Below are 14,532 nucleotides of genomic sequence, written 5' to 3' on the forward strand. Positions count from 1 at the left end.
CCTCATCCGCCTGCCGGCACCTTCTCCCCGCGGGGGAGAAGGGGATAGGGCAACGGTTTCCTTCCATAGGCGATGCCCGGCGCACAAGGCGGGAGGCGCCGGAAAAAGGGTGTAGTTTGCGCCCCTCACGTCCCGCAGAAGGTCGCGGTGATCTCCTCGCCGGGCTTCGGCGGCACGGCATAGGCGGCGAAGGCCGGCTGGTCCTCGTAGGGCCGCGCCAGCACGTCGTTCAGCGCGGTAAACAGCGAGAAATCGCCATGGTCGACCGCCGCCGCCAGCGCCTCCTCGACCTTGTGGTTGCGCGGGATGAAGGCGGGATTGACGCGGCGCATCGCCGTAGCGCGCGCCTCGGCCGTCCCGGCTTGCCGCGCCAGCCGCGCGCGCCAGAGGGCAAGCCAGGGCGTGAGCGCGCCGGGCGTTTCGAGGAGGTCTTGCAGCGCGTCGTCCGCCGCCGCGCCTTCGGCCGCATCCGCAAGGCGCCGGAAGGCGAGCGTATAGTCGGCCTTCTGCTCGTAGAGCGTCACGAGCAGGTCGCGGATCAGGCCCTGGTCGTCGTCCTCCTCGTCCGCGCCAAGGCCGATCTTCGCCCGGATCACCGCCATCCAATGCGCCTGGAAGCGCTCCATGAAGCGGCCGACCGCCGCATTCGCCATCTCCACCGCCTTGTCCTGGTCGTCGGAAAGAAGGGCAAGCAGCGCCTCGGCGAGACGCGCGATGTTCCACTGGCCGATCATCGGCTGGTTGCCGAAGGCATAGCGCCCGTTGCGGTCGATGGAGGAATAGACGGTGCGCGGGTCGTAGCGGTCCATGAAGGCGCAGGGGCCGAAATCGATCGTCTCGCCCGAGATCGTCATGTTGTCGGTGTTCATCACGCCGTGGATGAAGCCGACGCCGAGCCATCGGGCGATCAGCGAGGCCTGCCGGTCGGCGACGGCGTCCAGCAGCGCGAGATAGGGCTGCTCCGCGCCCTTCAGCGCCGGATAGTGCCGGTCGATGACATGGTCGGCGAGCACGCGCACATTGTCCGTGTCGCCGCGCGCGGCGAAGAACTGGAAGGTGCCGACACGGATATGGCTGGCGGCGACGCGGGTGAAGACGGCGCCGGGCAGCACGCGGTCGCGATAGACCGGCTGGCCTGTGGCGACGGCCGCCAGCGCCCGCGTCGTCGGAATGCCGAGCGCATGCATGGCCTCGCTGACGATATATTCGCGCAGCACCGGCCCGAGCGCCGCCCGCCCGTCGCCGCGGCGCGAATAGGGCGTCTGGCCGGCACCCTTCAGCTGGATGTCGCGCCGCCGGCCGTCGCGGTCGATCACCTCGCCGAGGAGGATGGCCCGCCCGTCGCCGAGCTGCGGCACGAACTGGCCGAACTGGTGGCCGGCATAGGCCATGGCGAGCGGCAGCGAACCGGGCAGCGCCACGTTGCCGGAGAAGTAACCCGCGCCGTGCCGCTCCAGCGCATCCGCATCGAGGCCGAGCTCCCCGGCAAGCGCCCGGTTGAACGCGACGAGCCGCGGCGCTTCCACCGGGCTCGGATCGACCGGGGCGAAGAAGACGTCCGGCAGGCGCGCATAGCTGTTGTCGAAGGCAACGGGCCTGCCGTCGTCGCCGTGCTGCGGGTTGGTGGCGTTGCTCATGGCATCCTCTTGCGGCGTTCTTGTCTCGTTTCCCTATAGGTAGCGACAAGCGGCCGGATTGAAAGGGCCGGCGGCGGGGCGCTCGCTTGCCGGCCCCTTTGCGCGGTGCTAGCGTCCGGGAAAGCCATGCCGGTTCAACAGTCGGGGTTCTACAGATGCGTGCGCTCGCCGTCCTTTTGCTGTTCCCGTCCGTTGCCTTCGCGGAAACCTGCGGCGCCTGGAACGCCGGCATTTCCGAGGAGGAGGAGGGGCCTGTCATGGTGGCCTCGGTCTGCGTGGGGGCCGGGGCGCGGGAAAGCAACCTCTTCCTGAAATGCGGCCCGGAAGACCGGCTCAGCCTGCGGTTCCTCGCTGCCGCGGCGCTGGATTTCCCGCCGGGCGACGGCGGGGACTTCTCCAGCCCGCTGCGCCTTTCCGTCGATGGCGAGGCCTTCGACCGGCCGGCGCATTTCGAGGCGATGGACGGCGCGATGGTCAGCGAATTCCCGATAACCGGCCCGCTGGTCGACCGCCTCAAGGCCGGCAGGGCGCTGACCATCGCCTATCCGGCGACGACATTCGAGCCGCTCGCCTTCCCCCTCACGGGGTCGAAGGCGGCGATAGACAAGCTGGCGGCGGCCTGCGCCGGCTCCTGACGCCCGTCGCCGGCCGGCATGGAATTTCACGGCCTTCTGAATAAGCGGGCGGCACCGTCCGTCCCCTTCTTCAGGCATGCATTGGTGAGCGAATGTCCGGTTGCCGGCGAGCCGGGACCGTGTCTCGGGAGGGTATCGTGCAGCGGAATGTCCATCGGTGGGTCGCGGCGCTTGCCGCCTGTCTTCTTCTCTTCGTCGCGCCGGCCGCCGTCGCCGCCGAACGCTACGCGCTCCTCATCGGCAATGCCGAATACGAGGACGCCGAGCCGCTGGAAAATCCGCTCAACGACATCGACCTCGTCGGCGAGGCGCTGGAGCGGGTGGAGTTCGACGTGACGCGCGTCACCGATGCCGACCATCTCGGCATGCTCTCCGCGCTCAACAATTTCACGCGGCTGGCGGAGAAGGCGGAGGACCCGGTGCTCTTCGTCTATTTCTCCGGCTATGCGGTGCAGATCGACGGCGACAATTTCCTGCTGCCGGTCGATGCCTCCGGCCGCACCGTGACGGGCCTGCGCAACCGCTCGCTGCCCGTCTCCGAGATCACGAAGACGCTGCGCGGGCTCGGCAAGGGCCTCAAGGTCGTGCTCTTCGACGCGGCGCATGAAAACCCGTTCCTCACGCTGCGCGACATCCCGGACGGGCTTGCCGAGCCGAAGGACGCCGGGGACGTGCACTATGCCTATGCCGCCGCGCCCGGCACCGCCTACGACTACGAGGGAACGCCGATCAGCCCCTTCGCCTCGGCCTTCGTCGATGCGATCAGCATTCCCGGCATCGTGCTGGAGGAGGCCTTCCGCAAGGTGAGCGAGATCGTCAAGGAGCGCAGCAAGGGCCGGCAGGAGACCTGGCAGAGCGATGCCGACTACGGCAAGTTCGCCCTGAGCCCGAAGGACGACGTCGACGAGGCCGAGATCGCCTTCTACGAATTCGCCGCGCTCGCCGACAACCGCGAGGCCTACGACCGCTATCTCGGCCGCTATCCCGAGGGCGTCTTCGCCTATGTCGCCAAGCGCAAGATCGACCTTCTCGCCGGCCGCTTTTCCCGCGACCACGAGGATGGCGGCGAGATGCCCTATCTGACGGTCTCCAACGACCGGCGCGATCCCTGCGGGCGCATCACCTTCGGCGATTACGCGCAGGACCGCCGGCTCTCCGACATCTACAAGGACGGCCAGCTGGTGCTGATCGACGTGCGCTTCTGGTATCCGCCGGAAGGCTGCGACTATCTCTCCTACTTCACGACCGTCTATTCGCACGAGCGGCTGCGCAACGTCATCACCGCGGCGAGCATTCCCGAGCGGCGCATCTATGTCGGGAGCCGGGACGATCTCAGCCCCAGCGAGGAACGCGCGATCTACGACTATTTCGACGAGGATCGTCGCGGCTACGCGCAATCCCTGATGTTCCGCGCGATCAACGAGGAGCGCCGCCACAGCCTCGGCGTCGCGATCAAGACGCCGGACGACAGGGCCCGCGAATATGTCGACGAGGTGGAATGCGGCGACGGGTGCCTGCGCGTACGCGGCCTCGTGCGCCTGCGCGACAACAGCGTGCGCGCGCTGGAGGACTACGAGTTCGACTTCGTCGACGTGCGCCGCCTCGGCCTTTACGACAAGTACCGCGCCGCGCTGCGCGACTTCCCGGAGGACGAGCATGCGGGGAGCAGTGATGCCGCCCTGGGTGTGAAGGCGGACGATTATGCGGCGGCGGGCGGTGCCGTGAGCCACGAGACGAACGCCTATGGCGAAACCGCCGCCTCCGGCCATGACGACGGCTACGGCAAGGACGCCGACCCCTACCGCGCCGTGCGCACGGTCGGCGGCTGGGAGGTCGTCGCCGACTTCTCCGGCGACCGCCGCTTCCTGAACTGCCGCGCCACGCGCCGTGGCGAGGGCGGGCGCCACGCCGCCTTCCGCTGGTACGACGACGGCCACGTCACGTTCGGCTTCCAAGACACGGCCTACGACTACCGCGACGACTACACGAGCGATGCGCGATACTGGATCGACGACGGCGAGGGCTACGACATCAAGGGCAAGGCCTACGGCCGCCAGGAGATCGCCTACGATCTCGGCCGCGACCGCTCGGTGATCGACGCGCTGAAGCGGGGCAACCACATCCGCATCGGCGACGTGCGGACGAGCCTGAAGGGGTCCAGCGCCATGCTGAGCGATCTGCAGGCCTGTGTGGGGGCGTTCCGGTAGGGGCGAGGCACCCTGCTCTTGCGGTGGGCCGAGTATGTGCTATTTTCGTAGCACATACTCGGAGATGCCCTGCATGAGCAATACAGCGAAAATCCGTCGGCAAGGCGGTGCGACCGTCTTCAGCATTCCGCCTGCGCTTCTGAAGATGCTCGGTGCCGAAGTCGGCACGGAACTGACCTTGACCGTCGACAACGGCTCGCTCATCGCGACGCCGGCCCAGCCCCGCAAGCGATACACGCTGGCACAGCTTCTGGAAGGAGCTGACGAAATGGCCGACCTGAACAAGCAGGCCGCTGCCTGGCAGGGCGGTTCCCGTGTCGGCAATGAAACATTCTGATGGTCCGCAGCAACATCCCGAAGCGTGGTGATGTGTTCATCGTCGACCTGAACCCGGTCGTCGGGAACGAGATGAAGGACGAACATCGCTGCGTGGTGATCACGCCCCGCGAGATCAACGCCGTCGGCATGTGCCTCGTCGTTCCCATCACGACGGGCGGTGCATTCGCCCGTAGGGCCGGCTTGGCGGTGAACATTTCAGGCCACAGGACGACGGGCGTTGCGCTTTGCAACCAGGTACGCGGGCTGGATATCGTCGAGCGGGTGAAGAACAGGACCGCCCGCTTCGTCGAAACGCTGGACAGTTACACGACAGATGAGATCGCCGCCCGCGTGGTGAGCATGATCGACCCTGCATGAGGCATCCCGCGGGCTAGGCTGGCCCGCCCGCGGGACGGGATCACATCTTCCCCGCCACCTTGATCGCGAAGGCATATTCGAAGGCGATCTCCTCCAGGCGCTGGAAGCGGCCCGAGGCGCCGCCGTGGCCGGCGCCCATGTTGGTCTTGAGGAGGATCGGTTCGGTGCCGGTCGTCTTTTCGCGCAGCCGGGCCACCCATTTGGTGGGCTCCCAGTAGGTGACGCGCGGGTCGGTGAGGCCGGAAAGCGCGAGGATGGCGGGGTAGGGCTTGGCGTCCACGTTGTCGTAGGGCGAGTAGCTGGCCATCAGCTGGTAGAAATCCCTGCTCTCGATCGGGTTGCCCCATTCCGGCCATTCCGGCGGGGTCAGCGGCAGCGTGTCGTCCAGCATGGTGTTGAGCACGTCGACGAAGGGCACGGCGGCGATGATGCCGCCGAACTTTTCCGGCGCCATGTTGGCGACCGCCCCCATCAGCATGCCGCCGGCCGAGCCGCCCTCGGCGACGATCTTCGCGTAGGACGTGAACTTCTCCTCGTTCAGATAATCGGCCGCGGCGATGAAGTCCTTGAAGGTATTGGTCTTCCTGTCCATCTTGCCGTTTTCGTACCAGGCAAAGCCCTTGTCCTTGCCGCCGCGGATATGGGCGATGGCATAGACGAAGCCGCGGTCGACCAGCGACAGGCAATTGGTGTTGAACGCGGCGGGGATCGTGATGCCGTAGGCGCCGTAGCCGTAGAGCAGGCAGGGCGCCGAGCCGTCGAGCGGCGTATCCTTGCGGTAGAGCAGGGTGACCGGCACGCCCTCGCCGTCCGGGGCCGGCGCGAAGACGCGGCGGGTGACGTAGTCCTCGATCGTGTGGCCGGAGGGCACTTCCTGCGTCTTCAGGAGCGTGCGCTCGCGCGTTGCCATGTTGTAGTCGAAGAGCTGCGAGGGCGTCGTCATCGAGGAATAGGAGAAGCGGATGACGTCGGTGTCGTATTCCGCCGCGCCGGAAAGGCCGAGCGAATAGGCCTCCTCGGCAAAGGCGATAGCGTGCTCCTCGCCGCTTTCCCGGTCGCGCACGACGATGCGCGGCAGGCCCTCGTGGCGCTCCAGCCAGACGAGGTGGCGGGCAAACGCCATGTGGTTGAGGATCAGCGTGCCCGGCCGGTGCGGCACGACCTCCGTCCAGTTCTCCCGGCCCGGCGCCGTCACCGGCGTCTGCATGATCTTGAAGTCCTTGGCGCCGTCGGCATTGGTGAGGATGTAGAAGACGTCGCCGCCCTCGGTCATCGAATATTCGAGCCCCGTCTGGCGCGGCGCGACGACGACCGGGTTGGCGAGGAGGTCCTTGGTGGAGAGCAGGCGGTATTCGCTCGTCTCGTGGTCGTGGATGTCGATATAGATGAAGTCGTCGATCAGCGAGCCGCCGACCGACATGAAGAAGCCGGCATCCTTCTCCTCGTAGACGAGGCGGTCGTTCTCCTGCCGCTCGCCGAGGATGTGGTGGAAGATCCTCGACGGGCGGTGGTTCTCGTCAAGCGCGGTGTAGAAGAAGCTCTTGGCATCCGGCGCCCAGACGCCGTCGCCGCCGGTATTGGCGAGGTCGTCGCTGCGGTCCTCGCCGGTCGCAAGGTCGCGCACCTTCAGCGTGAAATATTCCGAGCCCTTGTCGTCATAGCCCCAGATGCCGAGCGAATGGTCGGTGGAGTGATGGATGCCGGACAGGCGGAAATAGTCCTTGCCCGCCGCCTCCTTGTCGCCGTCGAGCAGGATGGTCCGTTCGCCGCCCTCGCGCGGCTCGCGGAAATAGCGCGGCTGCTCGCCGCCGGTGACATAGGCGGTGCCGTAGGCGAAGGGGCCGTCCTTCACGGGCACGGAGCTGTCGTCCTCCTTGATGCGGCCGCGCATCTCGGCAAACAGCACCTTCTGCAGCGCCTCCGTATCGGCCATCGCGGCCGTCATATAGGCATTCTCCGCCTCCAGATGCGCGCGGATCTCCGGCTGCAGGATCGAGGGGTCCTTGAACATCGCCTGCCAGTTCTCGTCGCGGAACCAGGCATAGTCGTCGGTGCGGGTGATGCCGTGGCGGGTATCGGAGACCGGCTTCTTGGCGGCGACGGGGGCGGCGGGCAGGTTTTTGAAGACGGGCAAGGGATCACTCCGGCAAATCGGTAGGCGGGACCAGAGAGATAGAGAGCCCGGCGGCCCGCATCAAGCGCTCAGCCCGCCCGGCGGGCGAAAAGCCGGTCGTGCAGCACCATGCCCGCCACCATGCAGGCGACGAAGAGGAGGGGTTCTGCCCGGCCGAGCGAAAGGGCGGCCAGCGCCGGGCCGGGGCAGAAGCCGCCAAGCCCCCAGCCGAGGCCGAACAGCGCCGAGCCGAGGATCAGTCTGCGGTCGACGGGGCGGGTGTCGGGCAGGTGGAAGCCCTCCGCGAAGGCCGGGCGTGCCAGGCGGCGCACAAGGACGAGGCCGAGCGCCATGACGGCGACGGCGCCGCCGAGCACGAAGGCAAGGCTTGGATCCCAGGCGCCGGCAAGGTCGAGGAAACCCTGCACGCGCGCGGGGTCCAGCATGCCGGAAAGGGCAAGGCCGAGGCCGAAGAGCGCGCCGCAGCCGAGCGCGGACAGGATTTGCGGGAGGGAACGGGTCACAGGCCGGAACTCCGCAGGAGCGCGACGGCGAAAACGCCGGCAACGAGGAAGCTGGCGACGGCGGCGAAGGAGCGCGGCGAAAGCCGGGCAAGGCCGACGACGCCGTGGCCGCTGGTGCAGCCGCAGCCCATGCGCGTGCCGAAGCCGACGAGGAGGCCGGCGGCGGCGATGAGCGGCAGCGGTGCGGCGATGGTGACGGCCGGCCAGCCGCCGGCAAGGCCGCGGTAGAGGACGGGGCCGAGAAGGAGGCCGGCGACGAAGGCGGCGTTGACGGCGACATTGCTCCCCTCCGCGAGCCGGCCGACAATGCCGCTGATGCCGGCGACGCGGCCGTTGAGGACGAGCAGCAGCGCGGCGGCAAGGCCGATCAGCATGCCGCCGAGAAGGGCGGGAAGATAGGCGGTCATGGGCTTTCCCCGTCCGTGCAGAAGATCGTGTAGAGCGCGCCGACGAGCCTTGCGGCCTTTTCGGCGGTGAGGCGGTAGAAGATCTGCTTGCCCTTGCGGCGCGTCTCGACGATGCCGGCCTCGCGCAGCACGTTGAGCTGCTGGGAGAGCGTCGGCTGGTGGATGCCGAGCCGCCGTTCGAGGTCGCCGACGAAGAATTCGCCCTCGACCAGGGTGCAGACCAGCATCAGCCGGGCCGGGTGGGCGAGCGTCTTCAGCAGGCCTGCGACCTCCGCCGCCCGCGCCTCCATGGCCTGCGGCGGCATGGTCCCGGCGCCGCCGGGCGGTCTGGTCGTGCTCACGCGGGGATCCCTTCCAGCCGTTGCCCAAAACATTATACATTTTCATATAATGTATAATGTTCATACGCAAGCGGGCTGGCGAGGGTGCGGCGGTTTGTCAGCCGGGCAGGCTGCGGCGGGCCTTGCGCTTGGCAGGGCGCAGCTCGTCGGCGATGGTCATGCCGATGATGGAGAGGGGCAGGGCGAGCATGGCGCCGGCCGCGCCCCACATCCAGGTCCAGAAGATGATGGCGGTGAAGATGATGAAGGCGTTGACCTCCAGCCGCTTGCCCATCACGGCCGGCATGACGAGGTTTTCCATGGCCAGGTGCACGAGGAAGAAGGCGAGCGCCGGCAGGAGGCCCATCACCAGCGTCTCGTGCGTGAGAAGGCCGGCGGTGGCGAGCGCGATGGTCATCAGCGTCACGCCGAGGAAGGGCACGAACGAGGAGAGGAAGGCGAACAGCCCCCAGAGCACGGGCATGGCCAGCCCGCCGCCCCAGGTGATGAGGGCGGTGACGACGCCGAGCGCGCCATAGACCAGCGCCGCGGTGGCGAAATAATAGCCGAGCGCGCTGTCGATGGCGTTCATGACGCGGATGGCGGCGAGCCGCTGGCCGCGGCGCGGGAAGGCCATGATGAGCATCTGGCGCAGCTTCAGCCGCGCGGAGAGGAAGAGCACCAGCGCGGCGAAGAAGATCATGCCCTGCAGCAGGGCGGGGGTGAGGCTGGCCGAAAGGATGCCAAGGATGCTGCCGGTGTTCTCCAGCACCTTCTCCATCGACATCTGGCCGCTCTCGAAGGTCTGCGGGCTGATGTTCAGCCAGCCGAGGCGGGAAAAGAGCGGCGTGATGCGATCATACGCCCCGCGCACCAGGTCGGGCGCGTTGGCGGCAAGCTGGGTGATGGGGTCGGCAAGCAGGCCGGCGATGAAGAAGACCCCGAAGCCGAAGGCGCCGGCCAGGAGCAGCGCGGTCGGCAGCGGGGGAATGCCGAGGTCGGTGAGCTTTTCCGCCGCCACGCCGAAGATGAGGCCCGTGACGACCGCCAGCGACAGCGGGATGAGGATCGGCGCCATGAGATAGACGACGGCCATGGCCATGATCGCGAAAATGCCGATGGCCGCCCAGGCGGCGGCAATGTCCAGCCCGTAGCGGCGGGGCGCGCCCTCCGAAAGGTCCTTTTCGATGTCGAGACTGCCCCGCAAGAGCCGCCGTTCGGCCGGTTTTCCCGATATGTCATGCATGGCGCATCCCCCGTTTTCCGCGCCGGAAACGCGCGAGGAAAGCGGAAGTTCCACCGCTTGCGGCTTGAAACCTCTGGTGGGTTGCCAGCGTCGCGAAATCGACATATTGCCCGTTAACCCCGAATTAAGGTGTCGGAAATGACACCACGAAGAGGAGGCCGACAGTTGAAACGGCAGGCAGGCGGGCTTTTCATCGCCCTTTGCACCCTGGCGCTCGCGCCGCTCTGTTCATCGCCCGCGCTGGCGCTCGATGCGCGCGTGCGCAGCCAGCTTCAGAAGCTGACGCCGGAAGAGCGGCTGGAACAGCGCTGCGACATCGAGGCGATGGACCAGATCAGCGACGCCAAGGGCGGCTTCCGCCCGGACAAGGTGATCGCCTATGCCTTCGGCGATCCCAAGCTCGACGGCACGACGATCAAGACGAAGGGCGCCGTCTTCCGCAGCGGCGGCGAATGGTATCGCCTTTCCTACAAATGCGAGGCGAGCGCCGACCGCCTGGAGGTCAACGCCTTCAAGTACCGCATCGGCGACGTGGTGCCGCACGAGGACTGGGCGGCGCATTATCTCTACGATTGAGGGTGGGTTCGGCCGGGAAGGTGGTCGCGGAGCCGATCCTGTGGGGTGAGGATTTCCCCTTTGCCCTGCCGGGCATCTCCCCGTTGAGGGCGGGAGAATTGCCTATAGAGTTCGACGTTGCCGTCCTTCCCTTCTCCCCCGCGGGAATAAGGTGGCCCGAAGGGCCGGATGAGGGGGTGGCTCGGACAAATCCTTTACGCCTTCGACCTCCCCCTCATCCGCCTGCCGGCACCTTCTCCCCGCGGGGGAGAAGGGGATGGGGCAACGGTTTCCTTCCATAGGCGATTGGACCTAGGGGGGACTGGATGGAACACCGTTTCATCGTTCTTAGCGCCGGGGAGTTTGAGCAAGGTCTCCTCCTTGTGGGCAGGCGAATTGCATATGGAATGAGGCGACGCGTCTTGCCCCTTCTCCCCCGCGGGGAGAAGGTCGCGGCAGCGGGATGAGGGGGTGGCGAAGACGTCAGACGGTGTGCAAGCCCCCTCATCCGGCCCTTCGGGCCACCTTCTCCCCGCGGGGGAGAAGGGGAAAGCGGCAGCGCAGAGGGGGTGTCCCAACCCTTCACCGTTTCTTGGCCAGGCCTTCAGGCCGAGAGCCTGAGGCCGATGCCCCAGGGATCGACGAGCGAGACGGTGTCGCCGCTGCGCGTCGTCGGGATCGCCAATGCGTCCAGCTTGTTCAGTGCCGTTTCCAGCCTGGCCGGTTCGTTGAAGCGGATCGTGTAGTCGGCAAGGCCGGTCATGCCGGGCCGGCGCTTCGGCTGGCCGCGCGAGTTCCACACATTGGCGGCGACATGGTGGTGATATTTCCCGGTCGCGAAGAAGCTGGCGCCCGGATAGGTCGCCATGATGTCGAGGCCGAGCACGTCGCGGAAGAAGGCGTCCGCCTCCGGGATGTCGGAGACCTGCAGGTGGATGTGGCCGATGGCGGTGCCGTTTTCCTGGCCGGTCCAGCCGTCCTTCGGCGCCTCGTCGTAGAGCGCCTGCAGGTCGAGCCGGTGCGTCGCCATCTTCACCGTGCCGTCCGGCACATAGGTCCATTCGGAACGGTCGCGGTCGCGATAGACCTCGATGCCGTTGCCTTCCGGGTCGTCGAGATAGATCGCCTCGCTGACGAGATGGTCGGAGGCGCCGGTGAGCGGCACGTTGTTGTGCGCGGCATGGGCGAGCCAGCGGCCGAGTTCCCTGCGGTTCGGCACGAGGAAGGCGGTATGGAACAGGCCCGGCGCGTTGCGCGGCGCGCGGGCGGCGTTGCTGCCCGTCGTCAGCGTCAGAAGCGGCCGGCCGGCAACGCCGAGCGTTTCGCCCGACGCCGACTTCTCGAGCACCGAAAGGCCCATGACCTGCTGGTAGAAGGCCGAGAGCATCGGCAGGTCGATCACCGTCAGGTGCGAATGGTCGACGAAGGCCGGCATCTCGACGGCGTGGCTGGTCGTGGTGGTCGTATCGTTCATCGGGGCGGTCTCCGCGCGGCTGGGGCCGGCCCTGGTGGCGGCGATGCCCGCGGCGGCGGCGCCGAGGAATGTCCGTCTGTCGAGGTCCGTCATGGTTTGATCCCTGTCTCGGTTTCCCCTGGAAACCGTTCTGTCGGAAGGGAATATGGCGGAGCGGCGGCGTTCACGAAAGGTGGTGTTTCGGCGATTTACCGTCAATGTGGTGTTGACGATCCGGGTACGGGAACTTGATTCCGATCAATGTCGTTTTTCAGGTACGATGCCATTTTCGGCGCATGATCGGAAACGAAGGGAGACCGGTATCGTGACGGACCTGGCGCAGTACAAGGACATTCTGGAGACCCGCAAGCGCGAGCTCTACCGCCGCCTCAACAAGATCGAGAAGGATCTCGACACGCTGAAGAGCGGCGACAGCGCCGACCGCGCCATCGAGCGGGAGAATGACGAGGTGCTGGAGGAATTCGGCACGACCGGCCTCAAGGAGCTGGGCGCCATCGACGCCGCGCTCGACCGCATTGCCGCCGGCACGTTCGGGCTCTGCGCCAAGTGCGGCGCGCCGATCTCCGAGGCCCGCCTTGCCGCCGTGCCCCATGCCGCGCTCTGCGAGGAATGCATCGCGCAGCAATGAGGCATCCTCGGGCTCGACCCGAGGGTTCATCTCACACGGCAAACTTTTGTGATCCGCGCACACCCTTGCCCCCTGCCTCCAAACGCGCCACCATGGCCCGACAGACAAGGCAGGGCCGGCAGTGGTGGAGATCAAGGGCGTCAAGTGGAGCTATGACCGGGTCGAGGTGATCGCCGACGGCATCGTGCATGGCGTCGGCGTGGTCCTCGCGCTGATCGGCGTGACGGCGCTGATCTTCTATGCCACCGTCTGGGCGACGAGCGGGCAGCTGGCGGCTGCCTGGGTCTACGGTATCGGGCTCGTCGTCGCGCTCGCCACCTCCTTCGCCTACAATCTCTGGCCGGTCTCGAAGGTCAAGTGGCACCTGCGCCGCTTCGACCATGCGGCGATCTTCGTGCTGATCGCCGCCACCTACACGCCCTTCCTGCAGCGCGGCATCGACGATCCGCTGCTGGCCGGCATGCTTGTCGGCATCTGGCTGATGGCGGCGGCGGGTATCGCGCTGAAATTCCTCTTTCCCGGCCGTTACGACCGGCTGGCGATCCTCATCTATCTCGCCATGGGCTGGAGCGGGGTGCTCGCCGCCGGGCCGCTGACGACGCATCTTTCCACGGCCACGCTGACGCTGATCGTCGCCGGCGGCGTGCTCTATTCGGTCGGCGTCATCTTCCATGTCTGGGAGAAGCTGCGCTTCCAGAACGCCATCTGGCACGCCTTCGTCGTCGCCGCGGCCGCCGTGCATTATTCGGCGGTGCTGACCAGCGTCGTCTCGGGCGTCTGACGGCCTTTCTCGCTGCGATTGCGGACGCAAGGCCCTGTGCTGGACTTGCTCTATTGCGCCGGCGGGGCGGCGCCCTGCGCGCTCGTGCAGCCCTCGGCCGGCCGCAGCGATTTCACCAGTCTCCCGACGAACGGCGAGATCTCCGCCTTCATCGACTGCGGGTATTCCAGCACGAAGGAGGCTGCGGCGTCGTCGCACAGCGCGATGATCCGGTGGTAGAGGATGGAATCGACGAGCGTGCCGGAAAGGCTCGCCCAGCCCGTCGTCTGCCGGTCATAGCTGAGGTCCCAGCCCTCCTGCAGATATGTGGTCCGCCGGTCGGCGACCTCTTCCCCGAACGGCCCGGTCGCCAGGTGGTTCGCCCAGATGGAGAGCTTCGCTTCGCCCTTCGCATAGGTCCGCCCGTCGCCATTATCGGCTTCCTGCACGAGCGTGAAACCGGGCGGGATCTCCACCGCAAAGCCGAAGCGGGCATTGACATAGGGCTCCCAGCCCTGCGCGAAGGCGGCACCGGGAAGGGCGAGGAAAAGAAGAAGGAGAAAGCGTTGCACGATCGGCTACTCGTTGATGGCGTCCCCTGGGGAACGGACAAAGGTGGGCGTTTCTTCACCCGGCAACCACTGCCGGAGTTCCCGAAGCGATTCCGTTTCAAGGAATTGCGCAGCGCTTTTAAACTGTTGCAGCACCCTTCGCGCGTCAAGTTTGCGGCGCGGCGCCGGAATGCAGGCTGGACAGCTTTCCCGCTCCTCCTGTATGGCAGGAGGCAGAACCGGGGGGAACCATGGACATCACGATACGCGACGCCGTGGAGGCGGATCTTCCCGGCATCATGGACATCTACAACGATGCCGTCGCCAACACGACGGCGATCTGGAACGAGGCCATCGTCGACCTCGACAACCGCAAGGCCTGGTTCTCCGCCCGCCGGGAGCGCGGTTTCCCGGTGCTCGTCGCCATGCGCGGCAAGCAGGTGATCGGCTATGCCTCCTATGGCGACTGGCGGGCCTTCGACGGCTATCGCCACACGGTCGAGCATTCCGTCTATGTGCGCGGCGATTGTCGCGGCACCGGCACGGGCAAGCGCCTTCTCAAGGCGCTGATCGACCGGGCGGGCTTCAACGGCATCCATGTCATGATCGCCGGCATCGAGGCGGAGAACGCCGCCTCGATCAAGCTGCACGAAAAGCTCGGCTTCCGGGTGGTCGGCCGGTTCAGCGAGGTCGGCATCAAGTTCGGCCGCTGGCTGGACCTGACCTGCATGGAACTCAAGGTTCCCAAGCGGTAGGCCGGCCCGAGGCCGCCTTTCCGC

General features: G+C 66.9%; 16 protein-coding genes. 8 read left to right on the forward strand and 8 right to left on the reverse strand.

All coding sequences use genetic code 11. The features are described 5' to 3' along the window. Positions 1-125: 125 nt before the first annotated feature. Entirely contained in the window at positions 126-1,637 is a 1,512-nt protein-coding gene (locus tag AABQ55_RS09525; RefSeq protein WP_272804851.1) for a protein adenylyltransferase SelO, read from the reverse strand. A gap of 155 nt (positions 1,638-1,792) precedes the next feature. Between AABQ55_RS09525 and AABQ55_RS09530 the strand changes: the two genes are divergently transcribed. The 4 genes from AABQ55_RS09530 (at position 1,793) to AABQ55_RS09545 (ending at position 5,175) form a co-directional block, all read left to right on the forward strand. Then, positions 1,793-2,272, forward strand: a complete 480-nt coding sequence (locus AABQ55_RS09530) for a hypothetical protein (protein WP_272804852.1) — start codon at positions 1,793-1,795, stop codon at positions 2,270-2,272. Between the two features lie 137 nt (positions 2,273-2,409). Further along, positions 2,410-4,479, forward strand: a complete 2,070-nt coding sequence (locus AABQ55_RS09535) for a caspase family protein (RefSeq protein WP_272804853.1) — start codon at positions 2,410-2,412, stop codon at positions 4,477-4,479. 73 nt (positions 4,480-4,552) lie between these two features. Beyond that, positions 4,553-4,816, forward strand: coding sequence for an AbrB/MazE/SpoVT family DNA-binding domain-containing protein (locus AABQ55_RS09540; protein WP_244769916.1), 264 nt, complete (start codon positions 4,553-4,555; stop codon positions 4,814-4,816). Next, a complete protein-coding gene (locus AABQ55_RS09545; RefSeq protein ID WP_244769917.1) occupies positions 4,816-5,175 on the forward strand; it encodes a type II toxin-antitoxin system PemK/MazF family toxin in 360 nt (119 codons plus the stop codon). The genes AABQ55_RS09540 and AABQ55_RS09545 overlap by 1 nt, the downstream gene beginning before the upstream one ends. Positions 5,176-5,215: 40 nt before the next feature. Here the strand turns inward: AABQ55_RS09545 and AABQ55_RS09550 are convergent, their stop codons facing one another. The 5 genes from AABQ55_RS09550 to AABQ55_RS09570 all read right to left on the reverse strand — a co-directional run bounded on the left by AABQ55_RS09550 (position 5,216) and on the right by AABQ55_RS09570 (position 9,785). Continuing rightward, the gene (locus AABQ55_RS09550) at positions 5,216-7,309 is read right to left on the reverse strand and encodes a S9 family peptidase (RefSeq protein WP_272804854.1); all 2,094 of its coding nucleotides are present in this window, start codon (positions 7,307-7,309) and stop codon (positions 5,216-5,218) included. Positions 7,310-7,377: 68 nt separating this feature from the next. Continuing rightward, a complete protein-coding gene (locus AABQ55_RS09555) occupies positions 7,378-7,812 on the reverse strand; it encodes a DUF6691 family protein (protein WP_272804855.1) in 435 nt (144 codons plus the stop codon). Further along, the gene (locus AABQ55_RS09560; RefSeq protein ID WP_244769920.1) at positions 7,809-8,219 is read right to left on the reverse strand and encodes a YeeE/YedE family protein; all 411 of its coding nucleotides are present in this window, start codon (positions 8,217-8,219) and stop codon (positions 7,809-7,811) included. Before AABQ55_RS09560 ends, AABQ55_RS09555 begins: the two co-directional genes overlap by 4 nt. Then, complete coding sequence (gene bigR / locus AABQ55_RS09565; RefSeq protein ID WP_272807423.1) at positions 8,216-8,524, reverse strand: sulfite-sensing transcriptional repressor BigR; 309 nt, start codon at positions 8,522-8,524, stop codon at positions 8,216-8,218. The genes AABQ55_RS09560 and bigR overlap by 4 nt, the downstream gene beginning before the upstream one ends. Before the next feature lie 133 nt (positions 8,525-8,657). Then, positions 8,658-9,785 (reverse strand): AI-2E family transporter, encoded by a 1,128-nt coding sequence (locus tag AABQ55_RS09570; RefSeq protein ID WP_244769921.1) that lies wholly within the window; start codon positions 9,783-9,785, stop codon positions 8,658-8,660. 165 nt (positions 9,786-9,950) lie between these two features. On the opposite strand from AABQ55_RS09570, the gene AABQ55_RS09575 reads away from it, so the two are divergent. Continuing rightward, positions 9,951-10,361: a DUF930 domain-containing protein gene (locus AABQ55_RS09575; RefSeq protein WP_432347237.1), complete on the forward strand. Its 411-nt coding sequence runs from the start codon at positions 9,951-9,953 to the stop codon at positions 10,359-10,361. Positions 10,362-10,944: 583 nt separating this feature from the next. Here the strand turns inward: AABQ55_RS09575 and AABQ55_RS09580 are convergent. Continuing rightward, a complete protein-coding gene (locus AABQ55_RS09580; RefSeq protein WP_272807425.1) occupies positions 10,945-11,814 on the reverse strand; it encodes a VOC family protein in 870 nt (289 codons plus the stop codon). A 304-nt stretch (positions 11,815-12,118) separates the two neighbouring features. On the opposite strand from AABQ55_RS09580, the gene AABQ55_RS09585 reads away from it, so the two are divergent. Further along, positions 12,119-12,442 carry a TraR/DksA family transcriptional regulator gene (locus tag AABQ55_RS09585; protein WP_064329474.1) on the forward strand — a complete coding sequence of 108 codons (324 nt, stop codon included), beginning with the start codon at positions 12,119-12,121 and terminating at the stop codon, positions 12,440-12,442. A gap of 121 nt (positions 12,443-12,563) precedes the next feature. Continuing rightward, positions 12,564-13,223, forward strand: a complete 660-nt coding sequence (gene trhA / locus AABQ55_RS09590) for a PAQR family membrane homeostasis protein TrhA (protein WP_272804856.1) — start codon at positions 12,564-12,566, stop codon at positions 13,221-13,223. A gap of 50 nt (positions 13,224-13,273) precedes the next feature. On the opposite strand, the gene AABQ55_RS09595 is transcribed toward trhA, so the two are convergent. After that, a complete protein-coding gene (locus AABQ55_RS09595) occupies positions 13,274-13,774 on the reverse strand; it encodes a hypothetical protein (protein WP_272804857.1) in 501 nt (166 codons plus the stop codon). A 230-nt stretch (positions 13,775-14,004) separates the two neighbouring features. Between AABQ55_RS09595 and AABQ55_RS09600 the strand changes: the two genes are divergently transcribed. After that, a complete protein-coding gene (locus tag AABQ55_RS09600; protein ID WP_244769925.1) occupies positions 14,005-14,508 on the forward strand; it encodes a GNAT family N-acetyltransferase in 504 nt (167 codons plus the stop codon). The last annotated feature ends 24 nt before the right edge of the window (positions 14,509-14,532 follow it).

The sequence above is a fragment of the Shinella sp. WSD5-1 genome (assembly GCF_963942435.1).
GTDB classification, from domain to species: Bacteria; Pseudomonadota; Alphaproteobacteria; order Rhizobiales; family Rhizobiaceae; genus Shinella; species Shinella yambaruensis.